The 19,851-nt window shown below is 33.6% G+C and carries 13 protein-coding genes; 9 read left to right on the top strand and 4 right to left on the bottom strand.

Going from position 1 to position 19,851, the window contains the following annotated elements; translation table 11 throughout:
• Positions 1-138 precede the first annotated feature (138 nt).
• The 8 genes from NST00_RS05190 to NST00_RS05155 all read left to right on the top strand — a co-directional run bounded on the left by NST00_RS05190 (position 139) and on the right by NST00_RS05155 (position 9,531).
• A complete protein-coding gene (locus NST00_RS05190) occupies positions 139-1,350 on the top strand; it encodes a hypothetical protein (RefSeq protein ID WP_340709708.1) in 1,212 nt (403 codons plus the stop codon).
• Positions 1,343-3,124 (top strand): ATP-binding protein, encoded by a 1,782-nt coding sequence (locus NST00_RS05185; protein ID WP_340709707.1) that lies wholly within the window; start codon positions 1,343-1,345, stop codon positions 3,122-3,124. Before NST00_RS05190 ends, NST00_RS05185 begins: the two co-directional genes overlap by 8 nt.
• Positions 3,125-3,607: 483 nt before the next feature.
• Positions 3,608-3,928, top strand: coding sequence for an IS66 family insertion sequence element accessory protein TnpA (gene tnpA, locus NST00_RS05180; RefSeq protein WP_340709706.1), 321 nt, complete (start codon positions 3,608-3,610; stop codon positions 3,926-3,928).
• The gene (tnpB, locus tag NST00_RS05175; RefSeq protein WP_145986160.1) at positions 3,922-4,278 is read left to right on the top strand and encodes an IS66 family insertion sequence element accessory protein TnpB; all 357 of its coding nucleotides are present in this window, start codon (positions 3,922-3,924) and stop codon (positions 4,276-4,278) included. The genes tnpA and tnpB overlap by 7 nt, the downstream gene beginning before the upstream one ends.
• A 61-nt stretch (positions 4,279-4,339) precedes the next feature.
• Entirely contained in the window at positions 4,340-5,917 is a 1,578-nt protein-coding gene (gene tnpC / locus NST00_RS05170) for an IS66 family transposase (protein ID WP_340709705.1), read from the top strand.
• 222 nt (positions 5,918-6,139) lie between these two features.
• Positions 6,140-7,699, top strand: a complete 1,560-nt coding sequence (locus tag NST00_RS05165; RefSeq protein ID WP_340709704.1) for a hypothetical protein — start codon at positions 6,140-6,142, stop codon at positions 7,697-7,699.
• A 3-nt stretch (positions 7,700-7,702) separates the two neighbouring features.
• Positions 7,703-8,743 (top strand): hypothetical protein, encoded by a 1,041-nt coding sequence (locus NST00_RS05160; RefSeq protein ID WP_340709703.1) that lies wholly within the window; start codon positions 7,703-7,705, stop codon positions 8,741-8,743.
• 434 nt (positions 8,744-9,177) lie between these two features.
• Entirely contained in the window at positions 9,178-9,531 is a 354-nt protein-coding gene (locus NST00_RS05155) for a transposase (protein WP_340709702.1), read from the top strand.
• 927 nt (positions 9,532-10,458) lie between these two features.
• Here NST00_RS05155 and NST00_RS05150 read toward each other — a convergent pair.
• The 4 genes from NST00_RS05150 to NST00_RS05135 are packed head-to-tail and all read right to left on the bottom strand — an operon-like array spanning position 10,459 to position 18,921.
• Complete coding sequence (locus NST00_RS05150) at positions 10,459-13,479, bottom strand: restriction endonuclease (protein WP_340709701.1); 3,021 nt, start codon at positions 13,477-13,479, stop codon at positions 10,459-10,461.
• A gap of 18 nt (positions 13,480-13,497) precedes the next feature.
• Positions 13,498-15,513 carry a site-specific DNA-methyltransferase gene (locus NST00_RS05145; RefSeq protein WP_340709700.1) on the bottom strand — a complete coding sequence of 672 codons (2,016 nt, stop codon included), beginning with the start codon at positions 15,511-15,513 and terminating at the stop codon, positions 13,498-13,500.
• A gap of 3 nt (positions 15,514-15,516) precedes the next feature.
• Positions 15,517-16,329: a PD-(D/E)XK nuclease family protein gene (locus NST00_RS05140; protein WP_340710155.1), complete on the bottom strand. Its 813-nt coding sequence runs from the start codon at positions 16,327-16,329 to the stop codon at positions 15,517-15,519.
• 6 nt (positions 16,330-16,335) lie between these two features.
• The gene (locus NST00_RS05135) at positions 16,336-18,921 is read right to left on the bottom strand and encodes an ATP-dependent helicase (protein ID WP_340709699.1); all 2,586 of its coding nucleotides are present in this window, start codon (positions 18,919-18,921) and stop codon (positions 16,336-16,338) included.
• A gap of 572 nt (positions 18,922-19,493) precedes the next feature.
• On the opposite strand from NST00_RS05135, the gene NST00_RS05130 reads away from it, so the two are divergent.
• Entirely contained in the window at positions 19,494-19,817 is a 324-nt protein-coding gene (locus NST00_RS05130; RefSeq protein ID WP_340709698.1) for a hypothetical protein, read from the top strand.
• Positions 19,818-19,851: the final 34 nt, after the last annotated feature.

Genomic DNA, 19,851 nt, shown 5'->3' with positions numbered 1-19,851 from the left:
TTGACATAACACCAATGGGACGACAGATAAAAACATCAAGATACATATTTCGACATTGATAAAGTTCGAAATAAGCATTTTATGGAAGGGTTTTGTTAAATAATGGAGAATATTACTTGTGAGAGGGAGGCGATAAAATTGACAAGAAGTGCAGATTATACTATACAAGGGTTTATTTACCAATTTAACAAAACATTATTAGAAATATTAGAAGCTACTGAGGATTCCGAAATAGCCATTGAGGGAATTATTGAAGACATAGAAGTGAAATCTAGCTTAAAAACCAAAGCAATCCAATGTAAATACCATGAAGCAAAAGAAAAATTTACCCTAAGTTGTATATATAAGCCTGTTCTGCAAATGATGGATCATTATTATGAAAATCAAGAAAGTAATATAGAATACAGGCTTTTTGCTTATTTTCCAAATGAGGAATTAGGTACAACCAAAATATTGGAAGAAGAAGAAATATTAGAAATATTTAAGTCTACTGATAAGAGCTTAAAGAAGTATATAGATAAACTAAATGGCTCTGTGGATATAAACGAATTTAGAAAGAGATTCATCTTAGAATTCGGTCCACCTATGGATGAATTAGTTAATACCGTACAAAAATCTCTAATAGAAAATGGCATGTCAGAGAGTGATATTGATACCTTAATTTATCCTAATGCTATTCAAATGATTGCTGATATAAGCACAATGCATGATCCAACAATGAGGATAATAACTAAAAAAGATATGTTGTCAAAATTAACTAAAATTAAGAAAACCGCTATTTCTAGATGGACAAAAGAACTTAAAACTATAGATAAACTCTTAAAATCAAGGAGATTGCAATTAAGAGAGAATTTATCCAAAAACTCAAGATTACGATACTTCATTATTTCTGAACATTCAATTGATAATTTTAAAGATGTAATAGTAACATTCATTAGTGAATATTTAGGAAAGTATCACTATAAACCAGTTCATGATAAAACACCTATATTTTGCCTAGACTGTTCCTTAGAAACATTTAACAACATTAGGTTGCGACTTCATAAAAAGGGAATTAAATATAATGACGGAATTGTTGCTGAGATCTTTGATAGGGACAAGTTTTTGAGCGGACCAGTACGAGCAGTTATTGAAAAAAATAATTATTATACTGAATTTCAATTAAGACTGCTTCATTTTAGTGAAGAAGCATTAAATATCTTAAACCATATCAAATGTGAAGATTGTTTTATTTTTATGGACAATATTCCTGACAAACTGGACACTGAGGATATTAATATTGAACATATAGGTTTGAATGACATAAATAAAATAAGATATGCAATGGGGATGGTTGATACTTATGAGTAATGCAATAGGTAAAGTAATAGCAAGTTCACCAACCTTAATTTCAGTTGAAATTGAAAATTTAAGCATATTTGAGGAAAATAAATCATATCTACAAGTTGGTCAACATCTAAAAATTGCAGACGGTAACCGAAGTTATGTTATTTGTACTATCAACAACATAAAGGTCATTAATTATGATATAGAATCTGACTTAAAAGTAATTATAGAAAGTCAACCAATTGGTAAACTGATAGATAATGAATTTGAAAGAGGAAATAACTCTCTTCCCGTACCTACAGAACCAGTATATATCCTTCACAAAAACGAACTCGAACAAATTTTTAAAACAAGTGAGGATTTTAATTTTCCGATTGGACATCTTCTTCAAAACGAGAATATTGAAGTTAAAGTAAATGGGGATAAACTTTTTGGAAAGCATATTGCTGTGGTAGGTTCTACTGGTTCAGGTAAATCATGTACTGTCGCAAAGATATTACAAAGTGTTGTTGGTATTGAAGACGGATGCAACAAACACTTATCTGAACAAAAAAACTCCCACATTGTTATGTTTGATATTCACTCAGAGTATGCAGCAGCTTTTACATTACAGGATAATCAAAACTTTACTCTAAATAATCTGACAATTGATAATCTAAAACTTCCATACTGGTTAATGAATTCAGAAGAATTGGAAGCATTATTTATAGAAAGTAATGAAAGTAACTCTCACAATCAAATTTCTATTTTTAAACAAGCAGTTATTCTAAACAAAGAAAAATACAATCCTGACTTAACCGAAATTACATATGATACTCCAGTTTATTTTAATATAAAAGAAGTTTATTACTATATAGAAAATATGAATAGAGAAGTAATAAGTAAATTACCAAATGAAAACTGTCCTAAACTTGCTGATGGGACACTTGTAAGAGAAAGGAAAGATTTTTATTTTGAGGGCATACATGAATTCGTGCCCCCATCTACTGCCAGCGCTACAAAAGCTTCAAATGGACCCTTTCATGGCGAATTCAATAGGTTTATATCTCGACTAGAGACAAAGTTAAGTGATAAAAGATTGAAATTTCTTATAGACCCTAAAAAGGAAGATGGGACGTCATATACTACAAACGATTTTGAAGAAATTATGAAACAATTCATAGGTTATATTAACAAGTCAAATGTTACCATTATTGACTTAAGTGGAATACCATTTGAAGTTCTTAGTATTACTGTTAGTCTTATTTCAAGACTTATTTTTGATTTTTGTTTCCATTATTCAAAAATTCAACAAGATAAAGGTTTGTTAAATGATATACCTATTTTGCTCGTTTGCGAGGAAGCTCACAATTATATACCAAGAGAAGATAGCGCTGAATATCGATCATCAAAAAAATCCCTAGAACGAATTGCTAAAGAAGGTAGAAAGTACGGTTTAAGCTTAATGGTAGTCAGTCAACGACCTTCGGAAGTATCTGAAACCATATTTGCTCAATGTAATAATTTTATTTCCTTAAGATTAACAAATCACAATGACCAAAGTTATATTAAAAATTTAATGCCTGAAAATACTGAGAAGTTAGGTGATATCCTACCTACTTTAGGTCAAGGTGAATGTATTATAGTGGGTGATTCAGTTGTTATGCCTACTATTGTTAAGATAAGAAAACCAAATCCTGAACCTAAATCTCAAAGTATAAGATTTAACCATGAATGGCAAAAACCGTGGAAAGACGTTACATTTGAAGAGGTTATAAAACGTTGGAGAAAAGACAAGGAATTAGTACATACAATATAATCATTGGCATATCTAATGAATTTTTCTGAAATCACGTGTAACCACTCATAATTGCTGTTATGAGCGATCATAGTAATTCTGACAATGCAGAATAAGTATGTATGATATTCAAACATATTAATAAATCGTCTTAACAATTGTCGAAAGCTTCATTTGCATTTGTCTATAATTTACGAAATGTGTTCAATTGAAAAAGGGCTATCTCATAAAACTGATGAGATAGCCCTTTTCGGTGTACCCTTGTGATTACTTTAATTGATAAAACAAAAAAGTAATCCACCCTGCCACCAAGTAAATTCGGTATATATCATATTATATATTACCAAATGTTGATAATCCAGGATTAACAATGTTAAAAATAAATGGAATAAAATTTTTAGAAAACAGTATTATTTAAAGGTAAGCGTCAAATCTTGCACACCTTCTTGATGTGCTAATTTCATGAGATAATCTCCTCAAGATGAAATTGAAGGAGGTTTTTTTATGCCTAAGAATCCTGAATTACGAAAGGTTTGGGAACAACGAATCGCTGACTATCGTAAAAGCGGTCAAACTCAAGTAAACTGGTGCAAGGAAAATCAATGGAGTATTCACCAGTTTAAATACTGGTTAAGAAAAATTGAAAATCCAATAAAAAATCAAGGAAAGTCTACAAAATGGGCATCTGTTATCCTAGAAGATCATTCACAAACAGTTGAAAATTCATTACGGATTGAAATTAGTGGGATTTCAATTGAAGTAAAACCTGGTTTCGATCCGGCCTTTCTTTCAGAAGTGGTTAGGACGTTGAAATCAACATGTTAGTTGGTACAAGAGCTGAACGAGTTTACTTGGCAAAAGGAAGTACTGATTTGAGAAAATCCATTGATGGATTAGCTGCTTTGGTGAAAGAGGGATTTGATTTAGATCCCTTTTCATCAAGCTATTTTGTGTTCTGTAATCGAAAGCGAGATAAATTAAAAATTCTTCACTGGGACTATAATGGTTTTTGGCTTTATTATCGTCGATTGGAAAAAGGAAAATTTCAATGGCCAAATGAAAATGACACTGGAACGATACAAATTAGTTATCGGCAATTACGCTGGTTATTGGATGGTCTTCCAATGGAGCAAAAGAAAGCACACCCAGAAGTAAAGGCTAGAACAGTTATATGAATTTTTTACTTTTAACAAAAACCTTGGAGGAAAATAGCTAAAACCGTCGAATTATTACTACATGATGAAAAATTTAAAGAATCCTAACCAAAACCCATTTGAATTAATTGAAAAACTTCAACAGCAAATCGTTGAATTGACGGCGAAATTACGATGGGATGAAGAACAGTATCGTCTTAGTCAAAAACGAAAATTTGGCTCTCCAAGCGAAAAAACAAATCCTAATCAATTAGAACTACCTTTATTCAATGAAGCAGAGGTAGAGTCTAATGTAAAAGCCGAAGAGCCAACTGTTGAAACAATTACATATCGTCGTAAAAAGAAACGTGGTCAACGTCAAGCTACGTTTGAAAACCTGCCTATGGAAACGATTGAATATCGTTTACCCGAAGAAGAGCAGGTCTGTTCGTGTTGCGGTGAAAAAACACACGAAATGAGCACAGAAGTACGACAAGAATTAGTGATTATTCCGGCTCAAGTCAAAGTTTTAAAACACGTTCGATATGTCTATGGATGCCGTCATTGTGAGCGTAATGAAATAGAGACACCAATCGTTACAGCACCTGCCCCAAAATCTGTGTATCCAAAAAGTTTAGCTTCACCGTCAAGCATGGCATATATTATGAATCAAAAATATGTAGAGGGGCTACCTCTATATCGCCAAGAACAACAGTTCAAACGATTAGGTGTGATCTTATCCCGGCAAACCATGGCCAATTGGATGCTTTATGGTGCCGAAAAATGGCTTGCGCCAATTTATCAACGAATGAAAGAGCATCTCCTCTCTAAAGACATTCTACATGCGGATGAAACAACTGTTCAGGTTTTACATGAACCTGGAAGGTCAAGTACATCGAAATCTTACATGTGGCTTTATCGGACTGGAAGAGAGGATCCACCACTTGTCCTTTATGACTATCAGGAAACTAGAGCAGGAGAACATGCCAAAGAATTCCTAAAAGGGTTTAAAGGATACCTGCATGTCGATGGATATGCAGGATACCATAAGATATCCGGCGTAACATTAGTTGGATGTTGGGCTCATGCCCGCAGAAAGTTCGATGAGGCTTTAAACGTACTTCCTGAATCCAAACGTCATTCAGCAGTCACAGCTCGGGAAGGACTCAATTTCTGTAATCAGCTATTTGCCATCGAGCGTGATTTGAAAGAATGTACACCAGAAGAACGATATAAAAAACGACTTAAACACAGCCAACCATTGTTGGAGGCTTTTTCAGCATGGCTAAAAACAGAGAAAAGCAATGTTTTACCAAAGAGTCTATTAGGTCAAGCCATTACATACTGCCTCAACCAATGGGAAAAACTCGTGGCATTTTTAGAGGATGGACGTTTAGAAATCGATAATAATCGAAGTGAACGATCCATTAAACCATTTGTGATCGGAAGGAAGAACTGGATTTTTAGCAATACTCCGAAAGGAGCTAAGGCCAGCTCAATCATTTACAGTATTGTGGAGACAGCAAAAGAGAATAAATTAAATCCATTTTATTATCTTCGCTACTTATTTGAAAGACTTCCCAATATGGATATAAGCGATATGGATAAGCTTGATCAACTACTTCCTTGGTCCAAAACAATTCCTTTGAATTGTCGGGTTTTTAATAACTTATCACAATAATAGTATTTAATCCCTATCATTAAAAGGTGGTGATTATTTTACGCTTACCGTTAATTTATAATACCTGCAAACTAGCAGTTGATCGAATCAATGCTTTATTACAGCAACAAAACCAAGTTGCATAATTTAAAAAAAAACAAAGTTTTTAGTATAGGGGTACTCTATACTTCAGAAATACTATGATTTATGAAATTGATTCAATCGATAAAAGGAGCTGTGCTTATGGGAGCTTTAGTAAATCTAAAAAATACATACGATGATTTTTCAGTCGAATTTGAGGTGCTACCACTGGTAAATAGTGAGACAGAAAAGGATGATCGCAGGAAAAAGATATCTAAAAAACTGGACTTAATAGATGATCTATTAGTTGAAAACCAGAAATTGCTGGATGAGTTAAATTCAAATATTGACAAGTTAACAAATCATGCAGATGAAATTGATTACATGGTAGCCGTTGCAAGCGGTGTCTTGTCAGGCTTAATTGATGCATTTTTTGTTGATGATTTTTCATTGGAAAAGGCACATGAGCTGGGAAGTGAGAAAATTAATAATTTTATTGTTAAAATTGCGCAAAAAAAAGGATACAAAGGTGATGATTTATACGGTGCAGTAAAATATCTAGAGGATAAGTTCCCCATTGCTGCAGACAAGGCAACAGTTTATTTTGGCGGCGGATTACAGCATCATCTTAGAGATTTTTCACATCATCCTACTCCAATAGGACTTTTCTTTTCTCTTTTGACTCAGTTTACAAATAAAGTGTATGGTACTGACGTTGCAGGAGTATTTAAGGCTGTTGATTTAAAAAAAGAAGACCTTATTTTAGTAGGAAAGAACTTTCCTGAAAAAGTTACATTTGGTGTGGTAAATTGGTTTTTCCATATGGTCAGTGACATGGCTGGTTCATCAAGTTCTATATTAGATGGAAAATCAGGAACTGGTCTGCCTGGACCACTTGTTTCTTTATTAAAAGAAATATCGGCATTACCAATTTTTAAGAATTTAAATGAAAATGGTTATAAAGAATTTTCAGTGTGGATTTCAAAACTTTTCAATGGAACTTTATTGAGCAAGAGAGATGAAAATAACAAGTTAATTCCTTTGAAATTTGATTTAAGAACAGAAATAGGTATAGCACAGCAGTTAGGTAAGCAGGCAATACCTGTTATAATAAACGAATGTATTGTCAGAGGCTTTTATTTTATTAGAAGACTATTTTTGGAGATTCGTGATAAAAACATAAGAAATATTAAGGATTTAAAAAATATAAATTGGGAGAATACTCTTCCGTTTAAGAACAGAACTGTTATCAGAATGTTAACAATTTCAACAGGTACTATGACAGCTATTGACTTAGCAGACGCAGCTATTGAGTCTGCTGATAAATCAGATGGTATTGGACCTGAATTCTTATCCAATATGCTTATTAAGGTTAATTTTGTAGGTGTTGGTAGATTTGCAATTGCTGTAGGATCAGATGTTAAGATGGGAGCTAAGAGAAGTAAATTGAGAAACGAGCGTATTATAGCTATGAATAAGCAGATATTCTTATTAAATGGTAAAACATTCTACAAACAGGCTGAAATGTGGATATCTGCTGAAGACGCCGGTAAAACAATAGAAGAAGCATATTCAATGATAGAAAAAACAGCCAAGGTATATGATGAAGCCTATAATGATATAAAAGAAGATATTAAGAAAATAGGAAACTATACTACAAAGATTGAAACTAAGAATGTTGGATTACTTAATGATATTAATGATATACTTAAATGGGGGTAATATATGGATATGAATGAACTTATTCTTTTTGAAAATATAGAGGAAAGCCAGGTGCCTTCAAGAATAAATGAAGAATTTCTTTATTTGAAGGTTCTGAAGGATAAAATTATAACTGCTACAGAAAAAGCTGAGATTGCCCAATTTTCAGCAGAGAAAGCAAAAAAAGAATCTGTGGGAGTCTTTCGCAAAAAAGAAGCAATTAAATCTTTGCAAGAAGCTACGGTTCATTTGGCTGAGGCACAGATTACAGCAGTTGAAGCACAGGAGCTATCATTCGAATATCAGAAGAAATTAGGTGAAATAACGAAATATCTATTCGGACTTGGAGTGAGCAATCTTGCAATGAATAGAAGCGTTGTTCGTGAATTGGAAATGCGATTGAAAGGCGCTTCTGAAGAGGAATTAGATGAATTAGCTCGCCAGGAGATATTGGGAGTTGTAAGACAACTCAAAGCGCAAGAAGATATCATGAAAAAACAAATTGAACTTTCTGAACGTATCAAAGATCATGAACGTAAGTTTGTTGAACAGGAAAGAAAGTCAGCAGAATATAATAGGTGGTTCAAAGAATTTTCAGAGCATGAAAAAAATCAAGATGAGTTGCTAAAAAAGTATACAGAAAAGATTAAGGAGCATGATAGAATTCTAGCTGATATGATTAAAAAGGATAAAGAACAAGACGTAGAAATAGCACGTCAAGCTACAAAAAATGAGGAGCACGACAGAAAGTTTGATGAGAAGGATATAAAGGATAAGATACAGGATGAGGAATTAGCTCGTCAGGCTGCAAAGAATGAAGAACATGATAAACTGATTAATGAGTTTTTGTGTTCAAATCTTGAACTATCAAATCAAATAACAGAATTACAAAACAAATATGTAGAGCTAGAGAATAAGCACATTGACAATAATAAAATCATTGAAAATACTTTAGAAATCATGAAAGCTAAGATGGATAAAAAAGCTAGTATGGTTTCGAACATAATATCATTAGTTATAGCCGCAGTGGCAATAATTATTTCAATTATACAGTTTTTAATTTAATATATGAACCCATTACCCTAATCATCAATCGAAGCTCGGCTTCTTGTTAATGTATTTTTCAATAAGCGATATCGCGGCAATGTGATAACCAATTGATTGTCCGCTCAAAATTCAAAGGATGGTGTTTCATAAATGAACATGTAGGTTTTGCTTAAGCAATTTCCATCAATCAAGTCAGACAGATTGTGTCAGGAGAATAGTCGATTTAGTATAGAGTCAATTTACAACCCAATGGTGTTAGAGTATTGTGGAATTATTCCCCCTAAAATTTAAATATACTTCCTGAAAATGATGTTGCATTTCAAGTGGTTTTTTGTTTTATAGGACCTGCATAAATTAATTGCCAAACGTTACATTTTTAGTTTGCCATAAACACAAAACTTGATTATAAGAACTATACATATCATCGTTGCTTTAAAAAGCATATGTGTGAGGTGGAGATTCTCCACTATCTCATTGATTTAGATTCTGAATTAAAAGCGTCCTATGAGTTATATCAATACGTGCAACATTGCATCAAAACCAAAGACTTTGAGCTCCTAAAGAAAACATTAGAGAATAAACAAAATATCGTTTCCAGCTATATGAAAACCGCCATCAAGACAATCAACAAATACATCAATTACGTCGAGAATACGCTAAAGTACGATTATAATAACGACATTTTAGAGGGGATTATTAACAAAATCAAAGTGATTAAACGCATTTCTTTCGGTTATCGATCCTTCTATCACTTTAGAAACCGCATATTCATTACCCAAAACTTAGCGAAAATCAAAACAGCTTAGGGGAACCTCGAATTTCCCCTAAGCCATCCGATTACATATTACCAAATAATGTCACTAACATTTATTCACCAACATCATTTGACAAAGAACCAGAAAAAATTCAATGTCAGGAAACCCTTTATCTATAAGTGTTTAAAGTATCTTTATTTCTCAACCTGTTCATTTAAAATAAACTCACCCCATCTTCACACCCCGCCAACCCGCATTCCACCATTGCCGTTTAAAATAAAGTCACCATATCTTACCCTCATTTTCACACATTTTCGATCACGTTTTTACCGTTTTTCTACCCTTTTTTCACGCTTTTTGTTCACGTTTTTTTCGATTTAAAAAATAGTTCTGTAAGTTAAACATTGAGAAAAGATAGTAGTGACAAGGGTTTCGGGCATTTTGGGTACAGGACTTTATTTTAAACGGTTGAATATGGATATTGCGACTTTATTATAAAGTACAGGAGTTTATTTTGGGGTTACAACACCCTTGACATCAATGTGACGCACTCGACGTGTGTTGACTATACAGTAAAAACAATCTATTCAGAAGCGGATAGTGTTTGCTGATTAATTCGTACATTGTTATGTATCATTCAATATAATATGTATTTACTTATGGTACTAGTTGAATCCTAAACTAGACCAAGGACAACAAACATATAAGCTAATAAAATACCGTCTAATACTGTTTCAAAATCTTCTACACATTTGTACGCCTATATTAAACCATTCTTGTAAAAATTCCTTATAGGTCAAGTTGAAAGTCTCAACATAACTTTGATTATTTAAAGCATTCAAAACTTCTACTAACACCTTGAACTAACAGTACATTCCGTAAAATAAAGAAGATGTACATACCTTATAATTTCTGCATTATTCTCAAAAATGCTATCATAGCTATCTACCATATGAAATTAGACATAAACCGCCCTTATTAAAGGACGGTTTTATCTGTCATAGTTAGCTGCTTATCTTCTTCCTTGTACCAGTCATAGGTTGTGTCTGTTACAACTCGATAGTCAATGCCCAGTTTCTTAAAATATTTTTCTGCACAAAGGATTTTACGTTTTTCTTTCGGGAAGCGGAGTCTTTCTAAATCTACTCCCCCTTTGGTTTCACGCACTAATTCTAATTTAAGATTCCCATCTTTGGACCAGCGGACAATGCCCCAATCTGGATTATAGTTACCTATAATTTTTGGCAATTGGATTTTGAATTTTGGAGGGAATTTAAAATAGAGCAGTGTGTTATCTTCTTCAGCATCGGGAATTACTTGGTTCTTGATAAATCCTCGCTCAACATCAGAATCAACTTGTACTTTATCATATAGTCCTGCTTTTCCCGCCTCTATTAATTCCCTTTGAGGTTGTTTCACTACTGGTGGAAACAATTCTTCAATATTGTAAATCTCATTATCGTCAATAATTTCAAAATCAATGTTTCTAACAATATGGTCACTTAATATTATGCGTATTTGTGACAGGAATTCTGCAATCCATCCCTCTGGATTATAAAAGATGTTCTCTTTCTGCTTCGGATTCATTCGCTTAAAAATTTCCAAAACCGTTTTCTTAGTAAGGTTTGTTTCATCCGCTACACGAGTAATAAAATCTGGGATTGGATAGGTGTTTTTTTCTGCTTCCATTACCCGCTTTTGAACTTTAACAGCCTTTTCAGCTGTAAAACGATATGGTTCAAACTTCTTTACAACAACCTCATTATCAAACTTAACATATGGCTCACCATGCTGATGACCAATCCGTAAAACCTTAAATCCTCTTAAACGGTCATCCTTTATGATTTTTCTCAAATCATCTTTTTCACCAACTTTTATAGTGGTTTCAAGATGATTACCTTGCGTATCTTCCATTTGAATACGAAGTTTAGCAAATTCATCATTACTACTAACGTCAAGTAATGAAATTGTATAATCCGCCATTACAAAACTTCCCTTTGAAATCTCTATCAGAGGATTTGGGAATTTTGTATTATTTAATCGTTCTACACACTCTTCAATTAGTTTTTCAGTGTCAATTGACACTGTGTACCGCATTCGCTTATTCAGCTTTTTCCAAAAGTCTCGAAACTCTTTTGTATTGTATAATTGATCATTCCGTTTTGCTTTACCTTGTTCAGGCTTTTTAGGTTTAGGAGGTGCTTCAGTTCCATCGTCAATATACTCTTGTTGCAATCCGGAAACAAATGCTTCATAGCTTTCGTTAGCGATGACCGTAAGAACATTAATATCATGATTTTCGACACGTTTTCCAGTTTGATCCACTGCAAGTCGTAACCCTCGTCCAATTTCTTGGCGTTTTCTTATTGTTGAGATAGTTTGGTTTAATGTGCAAATTTGAAACACGTTCGGATTGTCCCACCCCTCCTTTAAGGCTGAATGGGCAAATATAAAGCTTACGGGTTCTTCAAAAGATAGAAGTCTCTCTTTTTTCTTCATAATCAGCTCAAAAGCTTTTTTTTCCATCTCTCTTTGAGTCTTATTTTTTCCTTCAGTATCAATCGCCTCTTCATCAGGGTCATTTTGATTCTTCTTGGCAAAATATCCTTCACGAACTTCACTTGCAGAGAAATTTTTGAAATAATCATAGCGATGCTTTAATTTTTCAAAAGCTTCATCAAACAAACGCTTAATTATTCCATCCTCAGTGACATAGTTCTTTACACGGTCAATGAAAAACAACGAAAGCACTTTAACTCCCAATTCTTTTAACTCCTCTTGCCTTTCCATATGCTCAATTATTGTTCTTTCGATCATTGCTCTAAAGATGCTTTCTTTTGAGAATACAGAGTCTACTACACTTAAAGTTACACCATTTTCGAAAGAAACAATTTGTTCTTCTCCCTTTTTACCATACCGAATTTCCGAAACAATAAATCCCTCATAATCTCGATTCTTTGTCTTTTCAAATAAGTCATCATCCTGTTTTAAAGTAATTTCTTTTTCTACTAATTCCCCATTCTCTAAAACCATTGCCTTGACTACAGCGGTGATTGGCTTCTTTGTCACTTCAACAAGTCTTAAGACCTTTTCGTTTAAATTATCGAGTTCTGAAATACCAATTACTTGAATTTGCTTTACAAGATTGTTTTTAAATGCATCAATTGGTGTAAGCCTATATACAAGATTTGGTGTTTCTCTATGTGTCGCCGAATAACGTAACGCAAATAAAGGCTTTAGAGTACGAAGCGATTCCTTTGCCTTCTCCGATTCAAAGTTTTGCGCTTCGTCTAAAATTAAAATTGGTCGTGTAGCCTGTATATACTGATATGGCTTCCATTCACCTGGAATTTTTTCTGTATGCTTGTAGATGTTGTTAGATGCTTTATTAAACGAATCAATTGTCATAATTAATACAGTTAAATCTGTACTTGTTGCAAAGGTTTTGATTTCCCCAATTTTGTTACTATCGTAATCAATATAGGAAATCACTTTATTGTCGTATAACTGTCTAAAGTGATTTTTCGTCACTTCAATTGATTTAACAACTCCTTGGAAGATGGCTACACTCGGAACAACAATGATAAATTTCGTAAACCCATATCTTTTATGTAACTCATGAATGGTGCGTAAATAAACATATGTCTTACCAGTACCTGTCTCCATTTCTACAGTAAAGTGTGGGACACGAACAGAGTCATGTCCCGCAACCTCCATGACCATTCCATCATCTACATATAAATCATCATTAATTTCCAACTCACTACCTTTTTGCTCATCGTTATTTCGTTGTTGAACCATTCGTAAATTATCCAACAAGAGAAATTCATCTAAATTCTCATCTCGAGGAAAATTGCCAATTATATCTTCTGTTGTACCTTGAAGCATATTTTGCTGTTCTTGATATGGAACTCCTTCAAAAAGGTCAACAACACTGGCAATCGCATCGAGTTGATAACTTTGATTCGGATCGAATTGGAATGTGAGCTTCTTTTTCATCTTTTCCCCCTCCCCTCATCAAATTGTTTTCACTTTCATCGTTTCACTTAAAATAATTTTTTCTTCATTAGACAAAGCATCATCCAAACAGATGAATACATCTTTGTCGAAAATACTTGCAAGATGGTCAACAGTAGATTTATGCAATGACTCATCTAAGCATATATGCATATTGAACGGAACATCTTCATGTCTAACTGTCCAGACTGTATTGTTTGTAATCTCCTTTGACTGTTCGATTAAACTATCAAGTGGGAAACCTTGATTTAGCATTAGTTCAATGATTACGTCTTTTTCTGTCCATCCATCTGTAAAGTGAGCGTTTACGAACATGTCTAAGTTAGCTTCTAATTGTTCGATGTTTTCACTTACAGTGCCAGTCCATTTGCGAAGATTTGTTTTACTAAGTCGATAAAACGCAAATCCTCGATCCTCAGATTGAATATTATTATCTTGTTCGTTTAGTTCTTGTATACTTCTTTTCAAACGCTCTTTAGTTATCTCTATTATTGTTTCATACTGATGTTCTTTAGCTTTTTCAGGGATTTGGACAAGAATAAACTTTCTATTCCCCCCTGTCAATCTATTTAAATCTAACACAGCATGACCAGTTGATCCAGAGCCTGCAAAAAAGTCTAATATAATTCCTTCAGGATCATCATCAATGCTTATACAACGCTTTATTAACTCAATTGGTTTTTTACCGTTAGGGAAAGAAATGCCCCCCTCTTTTCCAACATTATTAAAATCAATATCTTCCCATAATGTACTTAGACGTTCTTTCTTATAAATTACCCCATCCTTTATCTCAGCGACATCCTTTAACCAAATAACTCGTCTAACGGTGTTACTAATATAATGATGGGTTACTTTTTTCCCTTTCATCTTTCCAGATCTCGGAGTATATTCTACTTCGTACATAGCCCCTTCTGGTAAGTTTCCAACTGCTTCTATGACTCGGGTTCTTATACTTGATTGAGCATTAGTATCGGAAAATATCCTATCTAAATACTTCTTATAAACCTGCTCTTCAGACAAATTCTCTTCCTTCATTAATTGTGCAACTGTTTTCCTTTTAACATCTTTTCTTAGGTAGATGTCAATCGGGTTGCCCTCTCCATCTTCAATCGTTGTTAATTTTTCTCTTTCACCATATCCAACTAATACACTTGTATACTTCCAACTTTGTCCTTCTTCACGCATTTCATTGATTAAATGCATAAGATTTACGTTTTGATATAAATTAGCTAAGGGATCAATATAATCAATGTTTTTTGCATATATATGAATATACTCAATGTTTTTCTTTAATCTCTTATCTTCTCCACCACCAGAAGCACCTGCACTAACTTTAGATTTCACTGATACTGTGTTAATAAAATTCTCTTCCCCAAATATTTCATCTAATAATTTTCTTAAATTGGCTTCTTCTATATCAGAAATAGAAACACATATTATTCCATCATTTCTTAATAAATTTCGTGCTAATTTTAATCTAGGATACATCATACTTAGCCAATTAGCATGAAATCTTCCACTGGACTTTGGGTTACTCGTTAATAATCCTTCTTCATCTAACTGTCCAGACCTATATAAGTATTTTTCTAATGGTTCCCTAAAATCATCTTTATAAATAAAATCATTTCCTGTATTGTAAGGGGGATCAATATAAATCATTTTTATACGACCTGCATAACTTTTCTGTAAAATCCTTAAAACCTCAAGGTTATCTCCCTCAATCACAATATTCTTCGTTTTGTCCTCATTAACCCCTTCACCCTCGACAAATTTAAGAGTTCCTTGTGGGGGTAAAAAAGCAAGTCGACGGGCTTCTTTTTTACCTACCCATTGAAGCCCATAAAATTCATCCGTGTTACTTTCAATTAATTCTTCGTCAATACCGTTGATTTCTTCTTGTAATATTTCTATATTTAATTTTCCATCAGCAAATGCTTCTGGAAATAGCTCCTTTAGTTTCTGAATTCGTTCTTCATCCATCATTCTTTTTGGTCTTGTTAATTCTTCAAATGACACTTTCTACACCTCATCTTCTTCTTCTAAGTTTGCATCCAATATTTCTGCTCTTTCATGTTCTGTACCATAATCATCGTAGTACGATAAAAAGTTTTTTCTCGCCCTCATTGATGTTAATGCATATTCTTTATACGAATTGCAAGAAAAACGAACGTCACAGTTCCGACAAACGTGATCAACAAAGAGCTTATTATCTCTCACTTTAGATGTTAATTTAGTAACAGGAGGAGGAGTGAATTTATCTTCTTCAATCATGTCCACTACTTCACCAAAAGATTCTATTATTCTTTCTACTTTTTCAGGACTAAATTCAATTGGTACCTCAGGTATCCATTCCTCCAATGCTTTTTCAATTCTCTTTGGATTTCCTGATTGGAATGCTCTTATTAATTCCTCAGTTTGTCCTGTAGCAATGATAGATGTCCCATCTAACGTTTGTCCCTTAATGGTTTGCCAAATATGTGCATAGATATTTAACTGCCCTTCGTAATCATCTTTGTGACAACGGACAAAGTCTACATCATGAGTTTTTATATCATAAAGATTAGTTTTGTCGCATTCTTTGACAACATCAACCACTCCTTGTATTGTATAAGTTCTTCCTTTTGGTGTTTTTTGTAAAGGCAATGTTAATTTTACTTCTGTTTCAGAAACATTCTCTGCTAATGATTTTAGCTTCTTCCAGTAGAGCTTTACTTGCCTTAAAGCTAAATTTTTTACGAAAGGGGATAACGAGTGCCCCCCTTCCAGACGTAATAGCTCATAATTCTCCTCAAATGCTTCTTCTATAAATTTTAACATTTCCTCATCTTTCACCAAGAGTTATCCCCTCTCTTTTATAGCAATAATTTTATTATGGATGTCTTCGATCGTTTTGTGAACTAAATTACCAAAGAACATGGTTTGGCTTCGAGAAGGCACAAATTTGTATTTCTTAAATACCATATAGTTCCGTGGGCAAATCTGATAAAGTAGGTAATCCCCTGTGTAAGAGTATAGTTTAGGGATTTCATCAGTCTTTGCCTTGACTTCAGGTAATTGGGAAATATCAACTTGCGAAACAATCTTAAAATTTTTTTCTTCAAACAGTTCTTTAAAAGCATGATGGGTTCTCGTTCCACGTCCTATTGGGTTTGCAATAATTAACATTTTCTCTGCCCGAGATAATGCAACATAAAATAATCGCATAGCGTCAAACTCTGGGATTCTATATAATGGTTCGGAATCTTCGTTAACAATTTTTCTTATAATTACTTCGTTTTTTTGGATTCGCATATTTTTTTCAGGTGCTCCCAATACAACATACGGGAATTCAAGCCCTTTACTCTGGTGAATGGTTAAAAACGGTATACGTCCCTTTGGAAATGGGTTTTCATCATTTTCATACTCTGATTCTCCTAAACGGAATAATCCATATACATATCTACCAAAAAAATCTGCAATTAGTTTCCCTTCAATTAAAGATGCCCCAGTAATGACTGAGCGAGTTTGCTCCATGTAGCGTGCTAAATAATCTGAGATCATAGAAAGGTTACAGATTGGACCTTCATCTTCTCCTGCTTCTGCAAGTTTGAACATATGTGAGAAATATGAAAATCCACAAAGCCGATAGAACAGGTCAAGAATGCTCCAGTCTACAGAAGTTGAGCGATTTAAAATGTAGTTTAGTGAGAACGGCTTACCTTCCTTTATCATTTCCTCTGCAATCTTATCTAACATTTGAGTTCCAAGACCCTTTTTTGTCTTTTGCGAAATACCTGGAGTCTCTAACAGTTTCCTTTTATGCTCTTGAGGATGGTAAGAGTCTTTTAAAGTCCATCCGTTACTATTGACCGTCTCAAGGAGTCTTATATAGTCATCCGAGCATGTCTTTAATTCTTCTTTCTTCGCTTTTACAAATGTTGCTAAACGCTCATCTTCTTCCATTAATGCCTTAGCAACATCCATTGCTACTCTTAACCAATTGTGGTATTCAAGATAAGCCCCGCCATACTCATATTCTTCTGGTTTTCCTAAGATTTGAAGAAATAAACCAAACATTGCTTTCGCTTCATCCGAATCTAGAAATCTACCTGCACGAGGTGCATACACTTTTAGTCCTAAGTTTTCGAGAGCACGTTTCATTGTTCTAGCTTTTGTATTATTTTTTAGTGCAGGAAATAAAAAAGCGATTTGATTTGGGTCCTCCACCTTTTGCTCATCAATTAACCTTTTCACAAACTGTGCAATTTCTTTAGCTACACTTTCGTATGATGAGGGAGTTGATGTAACAACTGCCACATCTTCATCCCGATTATGAGGCTTGATATTCTTATTATGTAGACGGTAATAGCCCTTTCCATCTTCACGAACCCAATCCACTTTATCTATAAAACTAGTATATGTATTTACAATTTGCTTTCGTGATCGATAGTTAATGTTTAGTTCAATTTCCTTTGGACTTCGTTGTAGATATAAGTTACAACGTTCTGGGAATTGAACAAAATTTTCTACAGTTGCACCACGAAAACGGTACAACGCTTGGTCATCATCCCCAACAACACACACATTCTTAAATCCTTTAGCTAAACGAAATATCAGTTGTTCCTGAATACGGTTTGTGTCCTGAAACTCGTCAATGATAATGTGTTCAAATTCATAAATTGTGTGCTCACTCATCTTTAAAACGTCTAATGCCTTTTGTTGTAACAAAGAGAAATCTACTTGATTTTTGGCAAAGAGTTCTTCCTTATACCATTGATACAAATTCGCTATTTTGTATAGTGTAGTATCTCCTAATTCCTGTGCCTGTTCTTTTATCGTTTCAGATGAAAGATTTTCCTCGGAGAAGCGATTAAAAATACCAATTAATGATTGTGCCGATTCATGTTTTGAACTTCCTCGGTTCTCAAAATATTGTTTAAGCTCTGTCCTAAACTCTTCATCATCTTCAATATGAAGTATTTCCCGCACCTTTTCCCAAAACATAGAAGAGTTTATAAAGAAATATTGATCTAATTCATCTAACAGTGACGGAACTTTCATTCTGGAACGGTCTTGAATAAATCTACGGTCACCAATAATTCTTTGGCAAAGAGAATGGATTGTGCCTACATACATTTTAGATATATCATACGGTTTACCTGTGAGATTAGTAACAGTTCCCAAAATTGCTTGAAGTCCATCTTGTAATTGTTTAGCCGCTTTTTCAGTAAACGTAGATAAAAAGATTTTTTCTGGTTGAACACCATGAAAGACGATTAAATTGACTGTACGCCATAAAAGCACACGAGTTTTTCCAGATCCTGGTCCAGCCATTAGGAATAAAGGACCATCTACTGATAAAATAGCTTCTTTTTGCCCTTCATTTGGTTGGAAATCGTGTAATTCAAATAAATAATCTAGTGTAAAGTCAACAGTACTCTTCATTTCTATCCCTCACAAAATCATAATCCATTTATAAACTATTTTACTAAATAATTTACATATTTTTGTGATTAAAATACTAAAAGTTAATAATTTTCTTTTTCTTACCTTAATTTCCAATCAACAATTATAAAAACCTATTTCCCCTTCTATATAAATTAAGATAAAAAATTAACATAAAGTAATACGATTAAGTTATGAAAAAGAACTGTCGAAACGTTTCATATTTGTTGGAAAATCATTCTGTATTTGTATAAAAGTTTAACACTCATTACATCTTCTATACCCGAAGGGGGTGGGGCGCAAAACGTTAGTAGCCGAAGGCTTGATAAATGTTACTCCCCCTCGGAATTTTTTTATAAAAAAACCCCTTATATAGGGTTCATTCAAAAATTCTAGAGTATTATTTAGAAACTTTAAGGAGTTTACTAAAGGTGTTTAATCATCCTCAATCTTCCAATTGTTTGATATAAACTTCTAATAAGCCGGAAATTATGTCAAAAATACCATACAAAAAAGGAGTTGCAAAAAATATGTAGAAATAAATGGAAATAAAAAAGGGGGGGTGAATAGTCATGAAGGTGAATGGAGTAGAGGTAATAGAAATCGTCAAAACAAAAATACCTGAAGATAAAGTCTTTAAGGTAATCTACAAAGATAAAAAGGTATTAAAGAAAACTATCATAGCTGAATTTCGAATGGTAGCTACAAACAATAGAAAAATGTGGGCCTATATAGTAGAGGATGAAAACTTCATGGATCACCTAGAGGATTACATAAACATATTTAGCAAGATTCATGAAAAAATTCATGAATACTTAATAAGGCACCATGAATATATGATCAGTCCATTCATCATAACACCTTCACATAATATCATGATGCCTACACAACATTAAAAAACACCCAGAAGGGTGTATATTTTTTGTCTCT

The organism is Ureibacillus sp. FSL K6-0165 (assembly GCF_038004285.1).
Lineage (GTDB): Bacteria > Bacillota > Bacilli > Bacillales_A > Planococcaceae > Ureibacillus > Ureibacillus thermosphaericus.
Note: the sequence above shows the minus strand (reverse complement) of the source record. Positions and strands in the feature narration are given on the sequence as shown.